This is a genomic window from Photobacterium sp. GB-56 (assembly GCF_003026105.1).
Taxonomy (GTDB): Bacteria; Pseudomonadota; Gammaproteobacteria; order Enterobacterales; family Vibrionaceae; genus Photobacterium.
This window is the reverse complement of record NZ_PYNW01000001.1, coordinates 367,719-393,165: the sequence shown is the minus strand read 5'-3', so window position 1 is coordinate 393,165 and position 25,447 is coordinate 367,719. Positions and strand designations below refer to the sequence as shown.

The window sequence follows — 25,447 nt, the reverse complement described above, 5'->3', positions numbered from 1 at the left end:
GCAGCCTTACAACAAAAGAGCGAGCGAGTATACCAGCACAATATCAAAGGAAAAGTCAGGGGGTGAAATTAACACCGGAGAAAAATGGTATATCTCTATCTAATAAATGCTTCTCTTTATAATTTTCAATAATTAATATTTGGTCCAATTTATATATTTAATTAAACAGTTAAAAACTGATATCTCACCCAATTTTTGTTAATAAACACCCTAAATACTAGGTTTTTTTCACTTTTCAATGCACTATATATCTATAACGTATTATTAAAGCAATGAAGTCATTTGATGGAACAATTTTATCAAGTCTTAACGTGGATTGGCGTTTTCGCCTATTGGTTACTCATCGCATCGGTTACTGTTCGCGTCGTATTTAAACGTCGTGTAGTTGGAGTATCACTAGCGTGGATGATGATCATTTACATCGTACCTATCGGTGGGGTAATTGCATATTTATTATTTGGTGAATTAAATCTTGGTAAAAAGCGAGCTGAGCGTGCACGTGAAATGTTTTTGCCTTTTGCTAATTGGTTTAAACAACTCAATGATTGTCCAGGACATCAACCTCAGGAAATGAGCCTTGTTGCTAAACCGATCAGTAATTTATGTGAAAATCGATTAGGTATACCTGGGCTTATTGGTAATGATCTTTCCTTGCAATCATCGCCACAAGAAATTTTACGTTCATTGGTTAAGGACATAAATAATGCACAACACTCAATCCACCTTGAATTTTATATCTGGAACCCTGGTGGGCTTGCTGATGAAGTGGGCGTTGCTTTAATTCAAGCGGCTAAACGTGGTGTTAGAATTCGCTTGTTACTTGATTCTGCGGGCAGTATGCGCTTCTTTCGTTCACATTGGCCTAAGTTAATGCGTGGTGCTGGCATCGAATTAGTTGAGGCCCTAGCAGTATCACCGTTTAGGATGTTCTTCCGTCGTCTTGATTTACGTCTACACCGTAAAATTGTCGTGGTAGATGATCATATTGCTTATACTGGCTCTATGAACTTAGTCGATCCTGCATTCTTTAAAGTCGATGCGGGCGTGGGTCAATGGGTCGATGTCATGGTGCGAATTTCAGGCCCTACCGTCTCGGTTTTAAATTGTATTCAAGCATGGGACTGGGAGGTAGAAACAGGGAAACGCTTTTTACCCCCACTGCCTTCCTGTACCTTTGATACTGCGCACAAAGACACAGTACAAGTCATACCATCAGGGCCAGGTATGCCCGATGATATTATTCACCAAGCGTTGCTACTAAGTATTTACCAAGCACAAAAATCTGTCGTTATCACAACCCCTTACTTCGTGCCGAGTGAACATTTACTGCATGCCATGAAAGGAGCAGCTGATCGTGGTATTGCAGTACATATTGTTATTCCGCGTAAAAATGATTCGATAATGGTGGAATGGGCAAGCCGATCATTCTTTAGTGATTTACTTGAATCTGGAGTACATATCCATCGTTTCCACGGCGGGTTGTTACACACAAAATCAGTAGTTATTGATGATAGCCATTGCTTAATTGGCACTGTAAATCTTGATATGCGAAGCTTATGGCTTAATTTTGAAGTGACAATGGCGGTCGATAATATCGTTTTCACCCAAGAGCTCAGCCAATTACAACAACGTTATATTGCTGATTCCGACGAAATCGATCGTGAACAATGGAGTAAACGTTCCATGAAGAATAAATTTATCGAGCGCTTTTTCTATATGTTTAGCCCACTGCTTTAACGCAATTAAGCTTGTATAAAAGTTAACCATTAAAAAAGGCAATCATCTGATTGCCTTTTTACTATCTCAGTACTTTAGCAATTACATTGCAGCCATAAAGATCTGTGAAATCTCTTCATGGGTTGCCTGTTTAGGGTTAGTGAAACCACAAGCATCTTTCAATGCATTATCAGCCAATAATGCGATATCTTCTTCTTTCACACCCAGTTCTTTTAAACCGAGTGGAATGCCAACATCTTTAGATAGCGCCACAATCGCTTCAAGTGCCGCATTAGCCCCCTGCTCTGCAGTCATACCTTCGACATCAACACCCATAGCCTTAGCAACATCACGTAAACGCTCAGCTGATACTTGTGCGTTATAACGCTGAACATGCGGTAGTAATATCGCATTACATACACCATGAGGAAGATTGTAGTAACCGCCTAACTGGTGCGCCATCGCATGTACATAACCGAGTGATGCATTGTTAAATGCCATACCAGCCATGAACTGCGCATACGCCATTTGCTCACGAGCATTAAGGTTTTGACCTTCTTTCACTGCGGTACGTAGGTTTTGTTGAATTAACTCAATCGCTTTAATCGCCACAGCATCAGTAATTGGTGTCGCGGCTGTTGAAACATACGCTTCGATAGCGTGAGTTAATGCATCCATCCCTGTTGCAGCGGTTAGTGATGCAGGTTTCGCTAACATAAGTTGAGGATCATTGACTGACATTAACGGCGTGGTGTTCTTGTCGACAATCGCCATCTTAATATGACGCTCTTCATCAGTAATGATACAGAAACGGGTCATCTCCGATGCAGTACCCGCTGTGGTGTTAATAGCAACCACAGGTAACTGTGCTTTTGCAGAACGATCAACACCTTCGTAATCACCGATTTGACCACCGTTGGCAGCCAATAGCGCAATACCTTTCGCGCAGTCATGAGGCGAACCACCGCCCAATGAAATTACAAAATCACATTGGTTTTCTTTTAGTAACGCTAAACCTTCATCAACGTTTTTAATGGTTGGGTTGGGTTGGGTGCCATCGTAAACCACAGAGTCAATATCACGCTCAGTGAGCAATACAGCCACTTGAGTAACCACACCAATTTGGTTCAATACTTTATCGGTAACAATGAGTGCTTTTTTAAAGCCGTGAGATTTAATCGCATCAGCCGCTTGAGTTAAACAGCCTGCGCCCATAAAGTTAACAGTAGGAATATAGAATGCACTGCTCATAATATTTACCTTAATTTAAATAATATTAATTACCAAAACACTCTGTTAAAAAATGCTTTCGTAAATAACACAAGAATAATCAAATATCTTTTTACTATTGTTTTACCTACTTAATGATTTATTTATTTGATCTAAAACAAACAAGATCACGTCATAATAAAGATAAATTTTTAAATTGATAAAGGTCTCATTATTTGATTTTTATTATCTATTAGATGAAATTTATATTTTCAATAAAGAAACAAAATAAAAAATAAATGGCAAGACTTTATAATTAATGTGACATATCCCGATGAAAAGTCGAATCAATCATGATATAGCCTTAAAAAGATTAACTTAGTAACAAAAAGAACAATTAAGCCACCTAGTTACAACAAGAAATACCAAAAAGAAATAACATTATTTTTTCATTATGTGCATCGCACTTTTATACTCTTACATTTGCCTGTCATTACTCTTAATTGCACTATTTTTCCTATTGATCATTTTAATTAACTGACAAAAGGAATTATTTAATGAACGTTTCTTCGTTACGTCATCCTAAAGAACATCTTTATAAAATGTTATGCATTATTATTGGTGGATTAATTTGGGTTGGATTATTACTAGGCACATTTTTTAGTATTCTTATTTTTCTTATTCCAGTCGCATTCTTTATTTGGCTATCAAGTAAATTCTTTCAAGCTAGTATTTTTGGTAATGCCGTTCACGTTAATAAAAACCAATATGCAAACTTAAATAATATGGCTGACGAAATAGCCACTGCGCTAGATATGAAAGAAAAGCCTGAAATGTTTATTGTAAATTCTCATGGTTTAACCAATGCATTAGCGGTGAAATTTCTATCTCGTAAATACACGCTACTGTTTAGCGATTTAGTTGATTTATTATGGGAAGAGAAAAAACAAGATCAACTGCGTTTTGTCATTGCTCATGAACTTGCTCACCATGCTGCAGGTCACGTAAATTTCTGGATTAACTTATTAATGAAACCAGCAATGTTTATCCCTTTCTTAGGTTCAGCTTATAGTCGTGCGTGTGAATTAACCTGTGATCGCATTGCTGCTGAAATTATTAATAACAAATCCGCCAGCATTAATGCCCTCATCACGCTGGCATCTGGAAGCCGCGAACTGGTGACTGCGACCAATAACGACAGTTTTGTACAACAAGAGCTGGGTGTGCCTGCCGTGTTTGGCTTTTTACAAGAAATTACATCAAGCCATCCACGTATGACAAAACGTGTTATCGCGATTAATAACTATCAGCTTGGTGATCAGAAATCGACTCTAATCGCTCGTGAAGCCTAACAAAATCGTTGCCATAGCTAAAAGCCGCTTTAAATTGCGGCTTTATTCATTTTATCACTTCGGTATAGCCTGCGATAAATTATCCACTAACCAATCAGCAAACTGTTTTTCTTCACCGACTAAATTTGCTTTATCACTCATCAGAATATAATCACACCCCGACGGCACAAAACCAAATGGCGCGACCAACACACCTCGTTTGATATCATCCATAACAAAAGGATATGACCCCATTGCAGCTCCTAATCCATCAATAGCCGCTTGAATACAAAAATAAAAATGACCAAATGTCTGCTGGGAGTGGTGAGTAAAATCAGTTGCTGTATCGCTCATTTGCTGCCAGTTTTGCCATGCGCTAGCTCGAGTTGCACTATGAATCGTCGTGATACTGCCTAGATCGTGCTTCACTTTTTCCCAATAATCGGGCGAGAAAACGGGCCCCACCCATTCTTCAACTAATGACGTTTTGTAGTAATCACGATGACACTCAAAATCATCACGACGTATCGCAAGCGATAAGCCATTTATCCCTAATTGCACAGCACCACCAGCTGTCGATAAACGCACATCAATACCTGACGATTCATAAAAGCCACTTAATCGAGGCATTAACCAACGCATGGTTAATGTTGGCTCACATGATACCTCTAACGTATGAAGCCTTGACTGTCGCAACGCATTGACAGTGTTTTCCAATACGTTAAATACTTGACGGGTAGACACTTTTAACTTTTCACCTTCCTGCGTTAAAAAGACGTTACGCCCTTTTTTATAAAAAAGCGCAACGCCTAAATACGTTTCTAGCGTCTTGATCTGTTTGCTCACTGCACCATGCGTAATGTTCAATTGCTGTGCCGCTTCACTAAAACTTGAACACGACGCTGCCACATCGAATACATGAAAAGCTTTAAGATGTCTCATCTGTGAATTTTTCTCACATGTTATTTCACTTCTTTTCGATTAAAACATAGCCATCGCACGCATACAATATCGCCATAAAAAACTTGCTGGAGAGACAAATGGAACTGATCAGCTTAGCGATCTTGGGATTATTGATTGTAATAAGTCCCGGTGCTGATTTCGTATTAGTGTTAAAAAACAGCCTCAATCACGGACGTTCCGCGGGGATCTGGACTGCAATCGGTATTAGCCTTGCGATCACCATACACATTTCTTACTCATTATTGGGGATCAGTTACCTTATCTCACAAAATGAAATGCTATTTAATGCCATTCGCTATGCAGGTGCTGCCTATCTAATTTATTTAGGGATAAATGGGATCTTTTTTTCTGACAACAAAACCGATCTACAAGGTGCAACTAAGCCGAGTAAAAGTAGCCAACACTTTCTAGCACAAGGCTTTCTTTGTAACGCGTTAAATCCTAAAACCATGCTGTTTTTCTTAAGCGTGTTTAGCCAAGTAGTATCGACAGACGCAAGCGATAACCACATTGCCTTGTTATATGGTGGTTACATGATTGCGATGCACTGTTTATGGTTTAGCCTTGTTGCGATCCTATTTACATCAAAAGCACTGCAAACACGTTTATTGAATATGAAGAAGCGACTAAACCAACTCTGTGGCGTAGGACTGGTTACCTTCGGTACTGTACTGGCATTAAAATCTTAACGCTTCAAACTCAACGTCGCTGATCATCATTCAGCGACTTTCTCTTTATCGCTTCCAATATTTCGACAAAATCTAACTGACTTAGTGAAAAGTTCTCACTAAACATTCCTTACGAAAATAAATATCGCACAAATAAGTAAAATCTAATTTTTATTCTAATTTTTCGTTGACAGCTTTACCTCATGTCACTAATATCCGCGTCGAAGCAAACGATTACATTTCGTAACTATCTGTTTTTACGTTTTTTTTCTTTTCTTTGAGTCAGCTGATCTTGGTCAGTTGTCTTTCTTTTTTCTATATAAAGAGAGAGACAACATTTTAGAGATCAACATGACAACGATGACTTCTGCAGCACCTACCAGTACTCAAGACACTTCTTGGCAAAACAAAGCAATTTTAAGTGTAGCTTTCCTAATGGCTACGACCTCTGTTGGTCCGGGCTTTTTAACCCAAACTGCTGTTTTTACTAACATCTATAAAATCGACATGGCATTTCCTGTTTTTGCATCCATGTTTATCACCTTCGGTATTGTGATGAACTTGTGGCGCATTGTGGGTGTATCTGGCTTACGTATCCAAGACATTGCGAATCGTGTTACCCCGGGGATGGGCTATGTTGTTGGTATTCTACTTGCGCTTGGTGCAGTGGCGTTTAACTTCGGTAACGTCAGTGGTGCAGCATTAGGTATCAATGTTCTGACAGGTGTCGATACGACATGGGGCGCATTGTTCACAGGTGTTGTCGGTTGTTTACTGTTTGTCGTTCATAATGCCTCAAAACGCATGGATCAAATGGCGCGCTACCTTGGCTTGTTTATGATTGTGCTGATTGCTTATGTGGCAATGACTAGCCTTCCACCTATGGGTGAAACACTAAAAGCGGCAGTGATACCAACAGATATGAGTAACCTATTACTGCCAACGTTAACCATTGTTGGTGGTGCTGTCGGTGGTTACTACACAGGGGCGCAGCGCTTAGTTGATGTTGGCTTGCAAGGTAAAGAAAACGTAAGCGTAATTGAAAAAGCAGCATGGGCTGGCATTTCCATCGCTGTTGTTATTCGTATTCTGCTGTTCTTAGCAGTATTTGGCGTGATTGCAACAGGTGCGGTATTAGAGACCTCAAACCCAGCCGCCGATGCGTTCCGTCAAGGTGCAGGTGACATAGGTTATTTTATCTTTGGTTTGGTGTTATTTGTTGCTTCAATTACCTCGGTGGTTGGTAACTCTTACATGGCAATCTCGCTAATTAAAACCCTATTCCCTGTGGTTGCGCGCAATGAAAAAGCATGGTGTGTGGGTTTTATTATCATCACCAGCCTTGGCACCGTGACCATGAACATGCCTATTCTACTGCTGATGTTAGCCGGTCTTATTAACAGTATTATTCTGCCAGTGGTATTAGCCATGGTACTTGCCGCTACTCGCCGCAAAGACATCGTCGGTGATTACAAGCATCCAATGTATCTAACCGTTACAGGTGTATTGATTGTGGTGGTAATGGCTGCGGCTAGCCTTTCAAATATCAGCAACTTTATGACAAAGTTTATGGGATAAGCCCAATACTGGGTTCAACCCAATAAAGGTCTAGTGATGGCGCTAGACCTTTCTGCTTTTTATGACTCATGATTTGTAATAGACATCTGATTTTTAACTTTATTGTCAGATAGATAAACTAAATCAATTTAGAATAACCAATATATCATTCATTTTTAATCTTTAATCATGTTTAAAAAATATATCATCCCTTCGTTACTATTAAGTTTTTCTAATATGGCCCTTGCCGACGCTCAGCAAATCTCTCTACATAATGGCAGCTATGATATTCCAGCTATCTTCTCGGTACCTGATAAGAAAATAGATGAACAGATACCTGCAGTGATCATGCTCCATGGAACAGGGACACAAAAAGATGAAGTGGGTAATTTATATAAATCTCTCAGTGAAAAATTAGAAGCATTAGGTATTGCATCTATTCGTCTCGATTTTGCAGGCAGTGGTGACAGTAAAACATCTGACTTAGCATACTCTTTATCTTCTGCTGTTCTCGATGGACAGACCGCTTTTAACTACCTTCAAGCTAACCCCAAAATAGATAAGCATCGTATTGGGGTTATCGGCTTTAGCCAAGGCGCATTAATCTCACAATTATTGGTTATCGAAGAGCCCAACATTAAATCACTTGCTGTCTGGTCTCCTGCTGTTGGTAATGGCATTGCACCAATGAAAGCCTTTTTTGAACAATACTATGACGAGGCAAAACAGAACGGCTACGCATTAATTAAATATGATTGGCGTTCACCATTTAAAGTAAACCTAACATGGTTTGAACAATTAAAAGCCCAGCAATCACTCACATTGATAAAGCAATTTACAGGTTCCCTATTAGCGATTTCAGGTACTAACGATACCGTTTTACCGTGGGAAAATGCGAATACACTGATCACCGCATCAGGCAGTAAAGACGCTACAGCTGTCGTCATAAAAGATGGTGATCATATCTTTAATGTCTTTGATCCACAGGCACATCAAAGTAAAGAGCTACTAGAAATAACAGCTAATTGGTTAAATTCGCGCTTATAAATCATCATTTACGCTAAACGCAAAAAAGCCGCTGAGGATTAACTCAGCGGCTTTCTTTAATATTGTTGGGTGACACAAAACCAACGCCATAGGACTCTATAAGCAAACTCAAATATGAGCAGAAATTATTTAAAAACTCGCTCTATTTTTACAAGTAAATATTAGAAAAAGTAACGATAAATTCGACTATAAACATTTACTAGCCAAAATGATTAAAACTACAGAATCACTTCTTTTCTATGAAAAATGCTCTACAAGTAAACGTCCTGTTTATTTTATTTCTAGCTGTTTACTCAGCTTTCGCCAAAGTTACTTCTTGATCTAGTTTGCTGAAATCCCAGTATGTGAAATTTTCTCTCAGTGAAAAACCACCTAAATTCTCTTCCCAAGTAAAGTCTGTGTCACTGTTATTCCATTTTACCGAATACAGTAACCCGTCCCCCTTCTCATTACATTTTAATTTTTTCGGTGTGCCATCTGAAAATTTAGCGGATGTTTCAATTTCCTTATTCGCATTACATGACGTAACAAACAATGCAAACGCACTGAGACTATAATCTTTGTTCTTATAAACATGAATTACGTATCCCTTATTCATATTGACCTTTCTAAGAATACTCTTACCGTCTACCTCACGAATCTGAATACGTTCATATAAGTCATGCCATACCCAGTCTTTATCGGTAGCATAACTTAACTCAACCTCATCTTTCTTTCGCTGCTCATTCTCATTGTAAAAGTAGTAACTCACGCCACTTAATATTGAGATTAAAATAATTACAAGAGTTACTTTTAATAGCGTTCTTATGAACTTCACAATGTATCCTTTATCAAATTACAAATCAGTATTCTTACGCTATAGGCAAAAAAACACTCATAAATTACGCGATAATATTCTATTTAACTCATAGTTATCATTAGGTTGATTGCTATTTTTTGTTTCAAAGTGTTTTTTAAAGATGTAGAAAACAAGAAATGTACTAAATTCTCCTTAGAGAATTTGCCCTGCTTTAACAATACAAATGACCCAACTTAAAAAGGCTGCTGAGTCAAACTCAGCAGCCTTCTTTAATATGATGGAGAAGTTATAGGTATTAGAGGATTTGAATCCTTCTAATATGGGTATAAGTCTAGAAAAATATATTCATTCTTTCAGATGCAAAAAAGCCGCTGAGGATTAACCAGCGGCTTTTTCTAAATATGGCGGAGAGATAGGGATTTGAACCCTAGATACGCTATAAACGTATGCCGGTTTTCAAGACCGGTGCTTTCAACCACTCAGCCATCTCTCCTAAATTGTAATCTCTTATTAAATAAGAGATGGCGGTGAGGGAGGGATTCGAACCCTCGATACGTTGCCGTATACACACTTTCCAGGCGTGCTCCTTCAGCCACTCGGACACCTCACCACATTGTTGCTGAACCGCTATGCGTTTCAACGGCGGCCAATGTAATCACTTATGCGATATCGGTCAAGGTATTTTCCCATTCTCTTATTCATTCGCCGACTTATAGATCAATTAGGTCTATTCTCATACCAATCTATTGTTTTTCATCAATTTCAATTACTGTAACATAACGCTGATATACCTTGCTGTTTATGCATCCGTAGTACTCAATTACAGGTTTTTTATGCGATTTTTCTCATTTTTTTATCTCTTCTTATTCTTTCTCATTTCCACCCCTCTATCTGCTGAAGAGAATGCATCACACCAACACATTATTGCCAACAAGATCAGTCAGCTTGAAGCTCAACAAAAAACGCCTGAAATAATCAAACAGCTTTCTGCCTATCAAACAGCAGAAAACCAGCTTGAGAAAACTAAAAACTTTAATCAAGCAACACGTAGTTATGAAAAGTTAATGAACTCCTATCCAGAAGATAAGGCAAGAGTTCAAGATCAAATAGCGAATTTTAGCGCGACAGAATTTCCAGCATCTAACGACTGGGATCACGACCAGCTTACATTAGAAATTGCAGAGCAAGATACCAAGCTGATCCAACTAGAGATAGCACGCCAGTCATACCGCAATATTTTAATTGAAATTGAGCATGGTATTGACGATTTTTCCTACCAAACCAATAAGTTAAGAACACAAAAACAAAGTATCACTAAAGAGCTATCTCAAGCGCAACGGGGCAATAACACAGAAGCTATCATGCTGCTCCAAATCGCCGAGCAATATACGACTAGTCATTTATTTATGCTGGAAGCTGAACAGCTAAGTGCAGGTAATCGTCGTGCGTTAGCAAAATTAAATCTGCAATATGAAAACTTACAAATTGAAGCACATCAGGCATATCGTAATAACTTACAAAATACACTTAATCGTGTTTTACGCTCTAACGTTTCTGAAAATGATGAGCAAAATGAAGAGCTACAAGCTGATATTCAAAACCAGCCAGAAGTGATTAAACAGCAGTTAACATTAAACAAGCATTTGTCTTCTGAGCTAGCAGCGCTGACGTCTAATATTGAACAAACACAGCAGTCTATTAGTACAACCAATGAGCAAATTACTGAAACCACACAAACAGCAGATGCATTAAGAGTCATGGCTGATTGGCTTAAAATAAGCCCAATTATTAGTGAGAACCTTCGTAACCGATTACAAAGTTTACCGTCAAATCCACCGATTGATAAACTTAATCGTGATGTCGCCCGTAATCAAATTCGCCTTTATGATTATCAACAACAGTCTGATTTACTTAAAAATAACAAAGAAAAGATCAGTACCAGTAATCTATCACCGCAACAAATTGATCGTTTACACGCGCTAATACAAGATAATCTCAAACTATATAGTGATATTAATAAAGCGTCTGAAACGTTAATTTACCAACAAGCCAAGCTTAAAGTTATTTTCGATCGCCTAAATAGCATGCTGATCAAGATTAAAAATGAATCAGCAAAATTACTTTTTTGGGCACCCAATACTAACCCACTCAGCTTTGATGTCATCAAGCAAATGGGTGAAAAAATCAAATGGTTCTTTTCTCCAACACAATGGATAGGTCTTGTTAAAGTCCCGCACTTTATTAGCCCTTACTCATTGTTTGCTAGTATATTTGTCATTGCTTCACTGCTTGCATTTCTATATTTTGCCAAAAAGCATTGGGTACTTTATTTAGAAAAAACCAGCAAACGAATTAACCGTGTCACTGAAGATAAATTCCGTTATAGCTACACCAATGTTGCGATAGCCTTCCTTCTGGCATGGCCAATCCCTCTGATCATATTTGTTGTTGGTTATACTTTAAGCCTTGCTTGGCAGTTACCCTTTATTTTCCATTTAGGCCAAGCCCTATCACTACCCTATGCACTGGTTGTCTTCTTTTTCATTCGAGAGTTATGCCGCAAAGATGGACTTTTCATCAGTCACTTTGGTTGGTCTGAAGAAATTACGAATAAAGCATTAGATAATTATCGACGCTTAATGATGGTGTTTATTCCAGCACTTATCTTGCAGCAATTCACTATGCTAACAAGTGAACTCGATACAACGGCTACCCTTGGACGATTAGCTTTTATTATTTCTAATATCGCTATCAGTTTTTTCCATTGGCGATTGTGGAAACTCAAGATGCCAATGACCTATGGTGATTTGCCTGAAGGAAAAGCCCATATTGGACACCATATCTTTTGGTGGGTACTCATCATTACCCCACAGGTACTCAACTATGCGGCACTCAATGGGTACTTAGCCACATCACAAACCATCATGCTACGTATTCAGCAAGGTGCCGTGATTGGTGTTGTCGTCTTACTGGTGTACTTCTTAATAAAAAGATTGATGTTAATACAAAAACGTCGATTAGCATTTGAACGTGCAAAAGCAAAACGCCAAGAAATCATTGCTCAGCGTCAAGCTGAAATGTTGGAAGAGAAAGACGATCACCACGTTAGTAACGATCTCAGCATTGACATTGAAGAGCCGAAAGTAGACTTAGATAAAATCAGTGCTCAATCACTGCGTTTATTACGCTCGCTATTATCACTGATCTATCTGTTTATTTTAAGTTGGCTGTTTTCCGACTTTTATCAAGCCACATCACTATTAGAAGGTGTCACGCTATGGGATGTAACCAATACCATCAACGGCATTGAAGAGCTACATACTATTACGTTACAAAGTGTTTTGCTGGCAGTATTTGCTTTTGGTTTAACGGTTATTTTGGCACGCGATTTACCCGGTGCGATGGAGCTGCTTATTCTGCAGCATCTTGATTTAAGCCCAGGTACGGGTTATGCGATTACTTCTGTTACTCGTTATTTAGCCATTTTCATCGGGATTATTGTCGGCTCGGCATTAATTGGTTTTGACTGGAGCAAGATGCAATGGCTAGTCGCGGCCCTTGGTGTCGGTATTGGTTTTGGTATGCAGGAGATATTTGCCAACTTCATTTCTGGCTTAATTATCTTGTTTGAAAAACCAATACGTATTGGTGATACAGTGACAATTCGCGATCTCACAGGCGTAGTCGCGAAAATAAAAACCCGCGCAACTACGATTGTGGACTGGGATAGAAAAGAAGTGATCGTGCCTAATAAAGCGTTTGTTACTGAGCAATTTATTAACTGGTCGTTGTCCGATGCAATTACTCGAGTCAATCTTTCAATCAATGTGAAATTTAAAGCCGATCCTGAGCTAGTAACACAATTATTATTTGAAGCGGCAGAGGAATGTGAACTGGTACTCGATAATCCAGCACCTGAAGTGTTCTTCTTAGGTTTAACCGCTAATTGCCAACAATTTGAATTACGTGCTTATGCAGCGGAAACGGGGCATAGGTTAAGCTTAACTCATGACCTCCACTGCCGAATTAAGAACAAGTTCATTAAAAATCATATTGATATAGCATCGCCGCAGTTAGAAGTAACAATGAAAGGCCAGCAATTTCATCCCGCCAGTGGCAAATAACATTTAATCATATCTTCACGTACTGCTATTAAACCGATAGCAGTACGTATATTAAGAACCACTCTCGTTTCACTTCCCTTTTAGAACCCTCTTAATATATCTGTTAAAACAGAACAACATAATAACAATCACATTACCTTTTAGCGAAAAATCATGAACTAAGATCACAAAAAGTAGTTACTGATAAAACTATTATGTTAATTTAATGTTTTTAAGATATTTTTAACTCTAATATAGATATTTGTATCAATAGTTTTTTGATACAAATACTTATCAAAATATTGATTTTACAATAAGAATAAAAAGACAGGGGCCAAGGATGAAGCCAATGATGTATGTTGTTATTGAAGGCATTATCTGGAAAATTACAGAGTCAGGCGAATGGGTTCAAATTCCAGCTTCAGAAATTATTGATCAGTCGATTCCTTTCATCAAAGAAAGAGCCTACATCAATGACATTTTAAAAACACAAACCCACCAAGATGATGCCCCTGTTATCGAGAGCTCTTCGCATCGTACCCAGTTTTTTCTTGATACCAATATTGGCCAAGAGCCGCTATCAAGCAATAGCGCTTCTTTTATTTCTCAGATAAAAGCCACATTAGCTGAAACCTTGCCCAAAGCGGGATTTAGTACACGTTCAATAACATCCGTTCAAAAAGCAGAGAATGAATCTGTTGCAGATGCTATCCCTTCCCTTAAAGCTTCTGCGTTGTTAACCGCCTCCATTATTGATGGTAACGATGGTTATAAAAGCCGATTTGAAACACCTTCTGCGGTACTACTGGGCGACGCTATTGATATTGAAGATGGCAGAATAGTTATCGTTACTGTGACAGATATTAACGGCAAAGTATTCACTGCCAGTGCAGTCGTACAAAATCAAAAATGGATAGTTAATCATCAAGACTTGAGCTCTCTTGCTGAAGGTGAGCTTTCTATTTATGCCTCTGTTACTGACTTCTACGGCAATGTTGTTGATGCCAAAGACACAACAATCAAAGATACCTTTGCTGAAATAAACGCAAAAATTGACGGTAAAGGTGATAATTACTTAAACCTATCTGAAATTACAAATAGTGATTTATTCGGTGAGATAAATTTTGTTGAACATGATCAACCAATATTTATCACCATAACCGATAGCCAAGGTAAAACACTACACTTTGAAACCGCCAATGATGATGCTGCTTGGCAAATAAATAATGCTGATCTTTCTTCTCTTGCTGAAGGTGAACTCACTGTTCTAGCAGAAGCCGTCGATATTGCGGGAAATCCTGCTTCCGCCACCAGCACCATCATCAAAGATACCTTAGCCACTATTACGACTGATTTTGACGGCAACGGTGATCGCTTCCTCAATCAAGCCGAAGTCTCAACGACTGAGCTGTTTGGCAGTATCGCGAATATTGAAGATGGACAAACCGTGACTATTACCGTCACTGACAGCCAAGGCTTAGAGAAAACCTTTGAAAGTACTGTTAGCGCTGGGAAATGGACAGTTAGTAATGCCGACTTAACCGATTTAGCAGACGGTGAACTAACCATTCTCGCTGAAACTACCGATATTGCTGGCAACCCAGCCTCTGCTACCAACACTATTATCAAAGATACTGCGGCAAATATTACGACCAGCGTTGATGGTAAAGGCGATGCGTACATCAACGCCGTTGAAACACCCATAACCGATTTATTTGGCGCTGTTGAAAATATAGAAGACGGACAAACAGTGACTATTGCTATCGCAGATAGCAGCGGTGCCGAGAAAATTTACACCGCCACTGTTAATAATGGTAAATGGACAGTAAATGACGCCGATCTCACAACGCTTGCTGAAGGTCAACTCACCGTTACGACCACAGCCACCGATATTGCAGGTAATATAACATCAGCCACTAACACCATAATCAAAGATACCCTTGCTGAAATTACAGCGAGCTTTGATGCTAATGGCGATAGCTTTTTAAATAAAGCCGAAATCGACGCTAAAACCACTCTGTTTGGTGACATTGATTTTGTTGAAGACAATCAACCAGTCACAGTAAAAGTAACAGATAGCAATGGTAAAACTCTCACCCTGACCACTACAGTCATAAGCGGTGCATGGCAAATTGATGATGTTGATTTATCTGCACTTGCAGAGGGCGAGTTAACCGTTACTGCTGAAGTTATTGATGTTGCAGGCAACCCAGCGTCTACCACCAACACCATTATCAAAGATACCCTTTCTACCATTACGGCTAACTTTGATGGTAAGGGGGATGAGTATCTTAATCGTGATGAAATCTCTGTGACCGATCTTTTTGGCTCGGTATCCAATGTTGAAGATGGTCAAACCGTTGCAATTAAAGTCACCGATAGTAACGGCCTAGAAAAGTCGTTCGAAACCACGGTGATTGATGGCAAATGGACAATAAAAGATGCCGACTTAACCGATTTCGCTGAAGGTGAACTGACAGTCAATGCTGAAACAGTTGATCTTGCTGGTAACACATCGTCTGCTTCCAACACTATTACCAAAGACACATTCACTGGTATTAGCGCCGATTTTGATGGTAAAGGCGATGAGTATCTCAACCGCGTTGAAATTCCAGTTACCAATTTATTGGGTAAGATCGAAAATGTCGAAGATGGTCAGTTCATTACCATTACCATCACCGATAGTAACGGATTAGAAAAAATCTATACCACCACCGTCATTAATGGTAATTGGACAGTTGATAATGCTGACTTAACAGGACTTAGCGAAGGTGAGCTCACTGTCATCGCTGCTACTGTTGATCTTGCAGGTAACCAAGTATCAGCCACAGACACCATCATCAAAGATACCTTAGCGACTATTACGGCGGATTTTGAAGGCAACGGTGATCGCTTCCTTAATCAAGCCGAAATATCAACGACTGAGCTGTTTGGCACTATCGCCAATATTGAAGATGGACAAACCGTGACTATTACCGTCACTGACAGCCAAGGCTTAGAGAAAACCTTTGAAGGTACTGTTAGCGCAGGTAAATGGACAGTTAACAATGCCGACTTAACAAATTTAACAGACGGTGAAATAACCGTTCTCGCTGAAACTACTGATATTGCGGGCAACCCAGCCTCTGCTACCAACACTATCATCAAAGATACTGCGGCAAATATTACGACCAGCGTTGATGGTAAAGGCGATACGTATCTCAACGCCGTTGAAACCCCCATAACCAATTTATTTGGCGCTGTTGAAAATATAGAAGACGGACAAACCGTTTCTATTACCATCACAGATAGCAATGGTACTGAAAAAATTTATACCACGACGGTAAATAACGGAAAGTGGACAGTAAATGACGCCGATCTCACGACACTCGCTGAAGGTCAACTCACCGTTACGACCACAGCGACCGATATTGCAGGTAATACAACCTCGGCCACTGATACCATTACCAAAGATACCCTTGCTGAAATCACGGCGAACTTTGAAGCTAATGGCGATAGCTTTTTAAATAAAGCTGAAATCGATGCTAAAACCACTCTGTTTGGTGACGTTGATTTTGTTGAAGATAATCAACCAGTCACAGTAAAAGTAACGGATAACAATAGTAAAACTCTCACCCTGTCCACTTCGGTTATCAATGGTGCATGGCAAATTGATGATGTTGATTTATCAGCTTTTTCTGAAGGCGAGTTAACCGTTACCACAGAAGTGATTGATATCGCAGGTAATACTAAAGAAACAAGCAATACCATCATCAAAGATACGTCAGTACTTACTATTGATATTGATACAAGCAGTTACCAGCAAGGAGGCTTAAATGTCTCGGCATTAAAAAATGGTCAAGTACCTTACTTGCAAGGTTCAACAACAGGTACCCAAGCTGGCGATAAGATAACCGTTACCTTTAGTGACGGAGTAGATACTGTATCTCTGACAACATCAGTAGATAACTCAGGCAATTGGCGTATAGATAACATTGAATTATATCAATTAGATCCACAGCAAACTTGGCAGATGATCGCCACAGTTACAGACGCTGCAGGTAATACTGCCAGTGACGATATGCCCACATTCGCTAACTCTAGCGATATGACTTTCTCTGAAAAAGCGCTTGAAACGGAATCTTCAATTGAATCAAGCTCAACGATTAATATTGAATTCGCCGAATTTACTTTCGGCGCAGCGCAGAGTGCTTTAGAACAGTTAACTTCTAATGGTAAAGACGTTACCGTTACTATTTCTGCTGACGGCTTAACGCTAACCGTACAAACAGCCACCACAACCGTACTCACTGCGGTTATTGACCCTAGCACTCAAACAGTAAAAACAACATTAAGTGCTGCCATTGATCACTCCCCCGGCAACCCTAATACTGAAACAGTGATCTTCATTGACGGTATTCAAACGGATAATGATGGTACGAGTGAAACTGTCATCATGCCAATCGAGATCAATATTCAAGATGCCGCACCTGAGATTGTCGATGATACGAGTGACGTTATTGAAGGCAACGTTGTTACAGGTAATGTGCTAACCAATGATGTGGATGTCGATGCTTCTCTTTTCGTTAAAAGTATCACTATTAATGGAGAGACAAAGGCACTGAATAACACATCGGTTTCCTTTGATCTTCCTGAAGGAAAGTTCACCATCAATAGTGATGGCGAATGGACATTTACCGCCAATCGCAATCTTAATCATAGCCAAGGTGATATCAACCTTTTCATTGATTACGTCGCTTCAGATAAAGATCAATACGAGAACAATGCAAGCCTTACAATTTCAGTTAAAGATGGTCTTGCCAATGTCATACTCGATGATAATGCAAAGACGGTTGAAAGTGTGATTTCAGCTGGAAGCGCTACCTACAAGGGTGAGTTTACTGTACAAGCTGGAGCAGATAATCCTGATCCAAGTAGCCTAACATTTAATTCCCAGACAATAACGGCACTTGAAGCACTAAATTTGTATTCTGGTATCTCACCATCATCGCTTAGTTACACCGTCAGCATGGATGGTAAAACAATCACCGCCAAAGCGGGTGGCGATACTATTTTTACCTTGAGTTTATCGGCAACCGCCTCAGGCGATAACGCGACGGGTACTGTCACCTTGGTACAACACTTCCCTCTCAATCAACAAGGTTTAGCTGATGCTATCACCCTACCTCTGTTTATTGATGCCGTTGACAGTGATGGTACTGCTACTCCAACAGGGAAATTTGATTGGGTTATCGAAGATGGCGCGAATCCAGTATTAGCCGCATCTGGGCAATTAGAGTTTAAAGAAACGGATCTATCTAATCCGTCAAATCAACCTAATCAACCTAATCAACCATTGCAACAAACAGGCACGATCACCGTCACCATTGGTAGTGATGGTTTAAATGGCACCACAGAGCAAAGTCCACTGTATTTTGATTTAAGCCAACTACCAACCGGTTTAACCAGTGGTGGAAAAGCGATTTCTTATGTGATCTCTAATGATAATCAAACTATTGAAGCAAGAACAAGCTCAGGTAAAGTCTTTGAAATAAGCTTATCTTCTCGCCCAGATGCAGAAGCAAACTCAACCGTTGACTATGTTTTTACCCTGCATCAGGCACTGGATCAAACCAGCGTAAACGATGAATTAACTATTTCTATTCCGGTCTTTATTAAAGACAACGACGGAGATATTAACCAAACGGCTATCGATGTTGTCATTGTTGATGGTAATGCCCCTGTTATTAATACAACGTCAATAGAAATATCAGAAACGCCGATGAGTGCTTCTTCACCAGCAGGTAGTTCAAACCAAGCAGACGCCACAATCACAGTAACCGCAGGGCAAGATCCTATCGTCGATTTAAATCTTGTTTTATCGGGTACGATGAAAAGTAGTGATGGCAATAACATCACCTACCAAGGGCAAACATTAACTTGGCAATTTGATGGCAGTAACACCTATAACGCATCATTGCCTAATGGCACAGTGATCTTTTCTGTCCATTTATCAGATATTGGTGCAGTTCCATCGGGTAGTGCAGCAAATGCAACAATTACAGTGACGCTCAATGAGTCTATCGACCATACCAATGGCAACGATACCGAACTTAATTTATTACTGCCCGTTGAAGCGAAAGACAGTGATGGCAGCTCGAGCACATCAAACGTAACGGTGAGTATTTTAGATGGCTTAGTGCCGAGCATTACCGTCAACAGTAACCTTAACGTTCACGAAAATGACTTACTGGATGATAATTTAGCCGTTGATGCATCAACCACGTCAGCACCAACACTCAGCTTTAACCAAAGTAGTGATGCGCTTGCTTCCGTGCAGCTAGATACTGCGCAGTTTAATGGTCAAAACTATACCAGTGGTGGTGAAAACATCACACTTAGCGCAGCAGATACGAACGGTTGGTATAACGCAACAGCAAACGGTAATGATATTTTCCGTATTAAAGTCAATCTAGATGGTACCGTGCAATTTGAGCTTTTCGAAGCGATCGACCGCCCGTCATCATCAAGTCAAGGTGTGCTTAATTTAGAGTTTGGCGCCATTGCCACAGACGTAGATGGTGATGTGTCAGCCACCACACCTTTTGAAGTGACAGTGACTGACGATATCCCTGTTGCAGGTCCTGATGAACAACTTGCTGTTGTTGAGGGTGTTGATAAGACGCTACGTCTATTATCTAGAGGCGTTACTGGTGCTGATGGTGGTGAGGTCGTCAGTATCAAGTATCGTGGCAAAGAGTACCCAGCAGACGGCAATCCAATTGATTTAATAAATACCCAAACGAATCCACACACTAAATATGGCACTATATCTGTTAATGCAGATGGCACTGTCATTATTAAGACGATTGCCAGTAAGGAAAGTAGTGGCGAAATCAGTGATGATTTCAGCTACACCGTCAAAGACAGCGACGGTGACACTGCAGTAAGAACCAAGAAACTATCATTTGCAGATGATCCTGGTCGTATTGAGGTGAATGCAGAGCAGACACTTGAAGACAGTATGAGTAACCCACTCACTATTCAAGTATTCCTTGGTGATATTGACCAGAATGAATCACTTAGCACTATCACAATCAGTGAAAGCTCATTAGCGGGTGGACAGCTGTATTTAGATGGCAATTTGCTAACGGCAACAAATGGCGTAATTACCCTTACCGACTTTATTAGCGAAGGTGATTTCTACAAGCCAAACGGTGATCTTACTTATAAACCTGCACCTGATACTGCGCTTAATCAACAAGACACGGTTGTGCTTGAAATAACAGCGACGATATCAACCAATAACCAAGATAAAACACTGACCAAAGATCTCACTATCAAGGTGCTACCTGATGCTGATGCCGCGATTTGGGACGAGGCTAAAGATTACGAGTACACCGCAGTCGAAGATGATAGTAATGGCATTCAACTCAATGTTGCGGCGGATCTACAAGACACCGATGGTTCAGAAACCCTTAAATACCGTATTTCAGGGATCCCAGACGGCATTACACTCAAACTGGGTAATACCATCATTAGCGACGGCAAAATCATTAACGCTGATCAAATTAATGATGTGAAGATATTTTCTGAGAAACACTCAGCAGGCACATTTACCTTTACCATTACTGCGCTCAGCACAGAAAAAGGCAATCAGTTCCTTGATAAAAGTACCGATCGAACAGAAGAATCGCAACGTCTTGTCACAGTAAATATTATTCCTGAAGCGGATGCGCCAAAACTCTCGGTTAAAAACCTTAAAGGCCATGAAGATCAGCCTATTGATCTCAGTAAGGCCATTATTGGTAAATTAACTGATAACGATGGTTCTGAAAGCCTAAGTTACCGAATTAAAGTGCAAGATGGTTGGTCAATTCAAGGTGGCGATGCGGTAGAAGAGCCTGCCGGATCTGGCATCTATATTGTGAGTGCAGAATATATTGAAAATGGTCAAGCACAGCTTCATCCAAAAGCTGATATCAGTTCACACACTGAAAAACTCACTATTGAAGTAACGGCTATATCTACTGAAGCCGCTATTAACGGACTCACCTCTGCTACCAGTACAGAGGGTGCGACCAAGACTATTTCTATTAACTTAAAAGGCACCATTGACCGCCCAGACATTACAGACGGCGGTAATGGGCATTGGCAATACATTGCTAGTAGCACAGATAACACCACTGGCTTTAAGGGCACGCTCAAAGGCATTAATGGTTTTGATGAAGATAAGCCATTACCGCTCGATTTTTTAATTACCACCAGTGATAACGATAAATCAGAAGAGATAACCATCTTAATCACCAACTTGCCTGACGGTGTGAAGTTTATCGATTTTCATGGCAAGCCTTTAAACCTTGAAATTGTCGGTAAGGATGCTTCAACGGGGTTGATCTATCGGATCACATCCGATCAATTAACATCGACGTATTTGTCCACCCCTGAAGACATGAGTGGCAACTTAACATTTGATGTTATTGTAATTTCTACCGAGCCCGACGGTGCGAGTGGTGAATTTAACTACAAGGTGGATATTGAAGTCTTGCCTGCTGTTGATGAGAAAAATGAGATAGATAAGGAAGGTCGCCCTATATTGCAAATATTGCAAAACACAGGTTTTGAAGATCAACCTATCTCATTTTTAGTTGAGCCGACCATCAGAAAAGATAGCGACAACAGTGAAACGCTGACAGGTTATAAAATCACCGATTTACCAGATAGGTTAACCCTGTTTATTGATGGTGTAGAAGTTGTTATTCCTGCTAATGGGCTCGATCTTGCTAACTATAAAGGCAACCAATCATGGGCTGAATTTATTAACAGTGGTCGCGTGACCATTCTTGCAGATGAAGATCTCAGTGGCATTTTTGATATCAAGATTAATTATGAAGTAACGGATACGTCAACTTCCGGACAAACAGCGAGTGAAAACATCAATGCAACTATCCAAGTTGATGTTGCTGGGGTCGTTGAAACCGATACACGCTTAGAATCTACAGAAGATCTGCTAAGTAGTAACGATGGTAGCCCTATTGATTTAACCAATGCGGTTCACTTTATCGATGAAGATCTTGATGGCTCAGAATATCTAGATTACATCGTGATCGAAGTACCTGTTGGCATTAATCTCATCATCGATCACCCTAACGGTGCCCATATTGACGGTAGTGGTAACTGGATTATTCCCGCAACGGGCTTAACAAGCGCTAGCATTAAAGAAGCAATGCAAGATCTGTTAGCTGGAGCAACCGTAAGCGCTAGCTTTAATACACAGGTGATTGATCTTGTGGTTAAAGCTCGTGTGGTTAACGGCAACGATTCTCGCTTTTTAGAAGCACCCGTTCAGATCCAGATCACAGGTAAAACAGGAGGTGGAGGTTCATGTCCTCCGACCGAAGCGCCAGATAAAATTCAAGGTGATATGATTATTGCTAAAGAAGGCGAAGATATTAATTCATCAGGTCTACTAAATGGCGATATTGATAATAACCCAGAAATCGCCCTCTCCTTTTTTATTGACGTTAATGACTTACCTGACAATGTTGAAATTATAAGTAACAAAAATACTCCCGACTTTAGCGGTATCATTACCGAATATAACGATGCGGGTGAAATTATTGGTTACACCATCACAGAAAATGGTCTTTCCAATATGACATTCATTGGATTAGATGAAGCTTGGGCTGGATCTTTAGATATTCCGATCACGATCACTCAAACCTCTACCTGTAATGGTACAAAATCCACCACCACACAACATATCAAAATTGACGTTGTTCCGGTTGTTGATAACATCATTACAACAACAGATACCACCAGTATTATAGAAGATACCGCAACCGCAATTAACTTAACGGTGCTGTTAGGCGATAGTGTAAGTAACGGACAAACCATCACGGGTGAAGGTACTTCTGCGACTGGTAAAGAAACCATCAACTGGATGACAATCACCTTAGCACCTGGTGGTGAATTGATTGGCGATCCTGCGATAGTAGCCCAGAACCCCGATGGTAGTTGGCAAGTACTGGATCCAAGTCGTTTAGACGAATTGCTTTTAAAGCCGCCTCATAACTACAGCGGCGATTTAACCATTACTGTTGATACCAACATCACCGATAAATCCGATTCATCATCGCAAACGGATACTCAGACCAAAACCTCTTCTGTGATTATTAACGTTGAGCCTGTGACTGATATCGCCACCATGCCGAATACCATCACCGAGCAAGGTGATGAAGATGGCTACATTCATATCGTTGGATTAGGCGCAATCTTATACGATGATGACGGCTCTGAAACCATTTCACTGAATCTATCCGGCGTTCCTAATGGTGCCGTGATGTTCTATTCACCAGACGGTGGCACGACCTTTATCCAATTGCCTAATACTGGAAAATCATGGAGCTTTGATATTGCGCAAGCCGATAGTATCTATATTCGTCCACCCACAGATTTCAGTGGTGATATCACATTGAAGTTGGATGCGATCACGAATGAAATTGGTACAACGGAAATAATAACATCGACCTCTGAAGTTATTATTGGCGTCAATCCTATTGGTGATGATATTCAATTTATTGGTGTACCAGAGAGCCTATCGGGCGATGAAGGTGAAAGCTTCACGATTCCAGTCGATATTGAAAGTACCGAAACTAATAGTAATGAAACATTATTTTTAGAAGTGATCTTTAGTGCAGCTGAGCAAACTCAGTTAGCAGGCCTAGATAAAATTCAAATCGGTGATCAAGAAATAAGTATCATTAAAAGTGGTGATATATGGATTGCGACTGCAATAGTAAATAGCACTACCTTAGACCAATTAACCCTATTTAGCGGTGATGCTTTTGGCGACATTACTATCACACTCAAAGCCAGCAGTATTGATACCGATACTATTTTAGGCACAGAAATTACGCATTATGGTCAAACTGTTGAGAAGAATATCAGTTTAACTCTTGCACCTATGCCTGATGCGCCAGAGCTTAATCTTCAGTACAACAGCGTTATAGCTAAAACCGAAACGACGATTGCGCTAAATCTTGAGCTATCAATGTTTAATCCTGCGCCTAATGAGCAAGGGAGTATTATTATCACAGGTTACCCTAGTGATTTCGCATTCTCAGCAGGTCAAGCGAAAGGAAATGGTTGGGAAGTTGCATTTGACGATATTGCCGATCTGACGATGACTGCTAATAGTGAGCAAGATTTCTCTCTTTCTATTGAGCCAATTTCAACTCTGGATGGACAAACGGCTGCAGGTGTCACGCAAACCATCGACGTTAGCATCACTGATAAAAATGATAATTCGCTTATCGGCACTGCAAATGATGATGTGATCATTGGTACTGCCAATAACGATAACATGACGGGCGGTAGCGGTAATGATCGCTTTGTATTCAAAGCCGAAGATCAAGGAACCAGCTCTAGTCCGGCACAAGATACCATTGTAGATTTCGATGTCACAGCCAATAGTGACAACATTGATTTACGCGCTATTTTAAATAACGTTACAGATGGGATATCTGCTGATAACTTTATTGATATCACGGAGAATAACGGTTCAGTAACATTACATATTAAAGAAAATGGCGAAGATATTAGCCAAGAGATCACGTTAGAAAACGTAAACAAAGATACACTTTATAGTAACGATGCAAGTACAACAACAGATGCTGAACTATTACAAAAAATGATAGATGATAATAATTTACTCGCTGGATAATGACTCTATTTAGGCGTCTAACTCTATCAATTTAAGACTTTGATACTAGCTCATCTTGCGTACTACTATTCACCCAATAGTAGTACGCAACTTTTGCAATATATCTTTTAGCTCCTATAGATATAAATATCTAAACCCCACTGATTATTAATAAATTTTATTGGTCACAACGCACCCATCTCTATTAACAAATATGTAACCAGCATCACAAAAAATAATGTCTGCACCGTAGGTTTTGTAAAAATAATGTTTTTCAATCCTTTTGCTCTCTAATATTGATTAGCGTGGCGAGATTGTGCATTGGATGAAACAAACACTCGACACACTTTTCCACAATAAATAATAAAACG

The 25,447-nt window shown here is 39.9% G+C and carries 10 protein-coding genes and 2 tRNA genes; 7 read left to right on the top strand and 5 right to left on the bottom strand.

The window, feature by feature from the left end; all coding sequences use genetic code 11:
* Positions 1-285: 285 nt before the first annotated feature.
* Entirely contained in the window at positions 286-1,737 is a 1,452-nt protein-coding gene (gene cls, locus C9J42_RS01830) for a cardiolipin synthase (protein ID WP_107205656.1), read from the top strand.
* A gap of 81 nt (positions 1,738-1,818) precedes the next feature.
* Here cls and yiaY read toward each other — a convergent pair whose 3' ends face one another.
* On the bottom strand, positions 1,819-2,967 hold the full coding sequence (gene yiaY / locus C9J42_RS01825) for an L-threonine dehydrogenase (protein WP_107287039.1): 1,149 nt from the start codon (positions 2,965-2,967) through the stop codon (positions 1,819-1,821).
* A 515-nt stretch (positions 2,968-3,482) separates the two neighbouring features.
* Between yiaY and C9J42_RS01820 the strand changes: the two genes are divergently transcribed.
* Positions 3,483-4,277, top strand: coding sequence for a M48 family metallopeptidase (locus C9J42_RS01820; protein ID WP_107205654.1), 795 nt, complete (start codon positions 3,483-3,485; stop codon positions 4,275-4,277).
* Between the two features lie 54 nt (positions 4,278-4,331).
* Here C9J42_RS01820 and C9J42_RS01815 read toward each other — a convergent pair whose 3' ends face one another.
* The gene (locus C9J42_RS01815) at positions 4,332-5,198 is read right to left on the bottom strand and encodes a LysR family transcriptional regulator (RefSeq protein WP_107301602.1); all 867 of its coding nucleotides are present in this window, start codon (positions 5,196-5,198) and stop codon (positions 4,332-4,334) included.
* Between the two features lie 98 nt (positions 5,199-5,296).
* Between C9J42_RS01815 and C9J42_RS01810 the strand changes: the two genes are divergently transcribed.
* From C9J42_RS01810 to C9J42_RS01800, 3 genes are all read left to right on the top strand, one after another.
* Positions 5,297-5,908, top strand: a complete 612-nt coding sequence (locus C9J42_RS01810) for a LysE family translocator (protein WP_107292047.1) — start codon at positions 5,297-5,299, stop codon at positions 5,906-5,908.
* 330 nt (positions 5,909-6,238) lie between these two features.
* Positions 6,239-7,465 (top strand): NRAMP family divalent metal transporter, encoded by a 1,227-nt coding sequence (locus C9J42_RS01805; protein ID WP_199187004.1) that lies wholly within the window; start codon positions 6,239-6,241, stop codon positions 7,463-7,465.
* Positions 7,466-7,681: 216 nt separating this feature from the next.
* Positions 7,682-8,491 carry a S9 family peptidase gene (locus tag C9J42_RS01800; RefSeq protein WP_158259491.1) on the top strand — a complete coding sequence of 270 codons (810 nt, stop codon included), beginning with the start codon at positions 7,682-7,684 and terminating at the stop codon, positions 8,489-8,491.
* A gap of 289 nt (positions 8,492-8,780) precedes the next feature.
* On the opposite strand, the gene C9J42_RS01795 is transcribed toward C9J42_RS01800, so the two are convergent.
* From C9J42_RS01795 to C9J42_RS01785, 3 genes are all read right to left on the bottom strand, one after another.
* Positions 8,781-9,308, bottom strand: coding sequence for a hypothetical protein (locus C9J42_RS01795; protein WP_107290452.1), 528 nt, complete (start codon positions 9,306-9,308; stop codon positions 8,781-8,783).
* A 384-nt stretch (positions 9,309-9,692) separates the two neighbouring features.
* Positions 9,693-9,783, bottom strand: a tRNA-Ser gene (locus C9J42_RS01790).
* Positions 9,784-9,812: 29 nt separating this feature from the next.
* A tRNA-Ser gene (locus tag C9J42_RS01785) sits at positions 9,813-9,900 on the bottom strand.
* Positions 9,901-10,123: 223 nt separating this feature from the next.
* Between C9J42_RS01785 and mscM the strand changes: the two genes are divergently transcribed.
* Positions 10,124-13,414 carry a miniconductance mechanosensitive channel MscM gene (mscM, locus tag C9J42_RS01780; protein ID WP_107301601.1) on the top strand — a complete coding sequence of 1,097 codons (3,291 nt, stop codon included), beginning with the start codon at positions 10,124-10,126 and terminating at the stop codon, positions 13,412-13,414.
* Positions 13,415-13,733: 319 nt separating this feature from the next.
* Positions 13,734-25,097: an Ig-like domain-containing protein gene (locus C9J42_RS01775; protein ID WP_233220717.1), complete on the top strand. Its 11,364-nt coding sequence runs from the start codon at positions 13,734-13,736 to the stop codon at positions 25,095-25,097.
* Positions 25,098-25,447: the final 350 nt, after the last annotated feature.

Bases quoted from the DNA above. Each gene is read 5' to 3' on its own strand.
- cls (WP_107205656.1), top strand. From the start codon at position 286: ATGGAACAATTTTATCAAGTCTTAACGTGGATTGGCGTTTTCGCCTAT.
- yiaY (WP_107287039.1), bottom strand. From the start codon at position 2,967: ATGAGCAGTGCATTCTATATTCCTACTGTTAACTTTATGGGCGCAGGC.
- C9J42_RS01820 (WP_107205654.1), top strand. From the start codon at position 3,483: ATGAACGTTTCTTCGTTACGTCATCCTAAAGAACATCTTTATAAAATG.
- C9J42_RS01815 (WP_107301602.1), bottom strand. From the start codon at position 5,198: ATGAGACATCTTAAAGCTTTTCATGTATTCGATGTGGCAGCGTCGTGT.
- C9J42_RS01810 (WP_107292047.1), top strand. From the start codon at position 5,297: ATGGAACTGATCAGCTTAGCGATCTTGGGATTATTGATTGTAATAAGT.
- C9J42_RS01805 (WP_199187004.1), top strand. From the start codon at position 6,239: ATGACAACGATGACTTCTGCAGCACCTACCAGTACTCAAGACACTTCT.
- C9J42_RS01800 (WP_158259491.1), top strand. From the start codon at position 7,682: ATGGCCCTTGCCGACGCTCAGCAAATCTCTCTACATAATGGCAGCTAT.
- mscM (WP_107301601.1), top strand. From the start codon at position 10,124: ATGCGATTTTTCTCATTTTTTTATCTCTTCTTATTCTTTCTCATTTCC.
- C9J42_RS01775 (WP_233220717.1), top strand. From the start codon at position 13,734: ATGAAGCCAATGATGTATGTTGTTATTGAAGGCATTATCTGGAAAATT.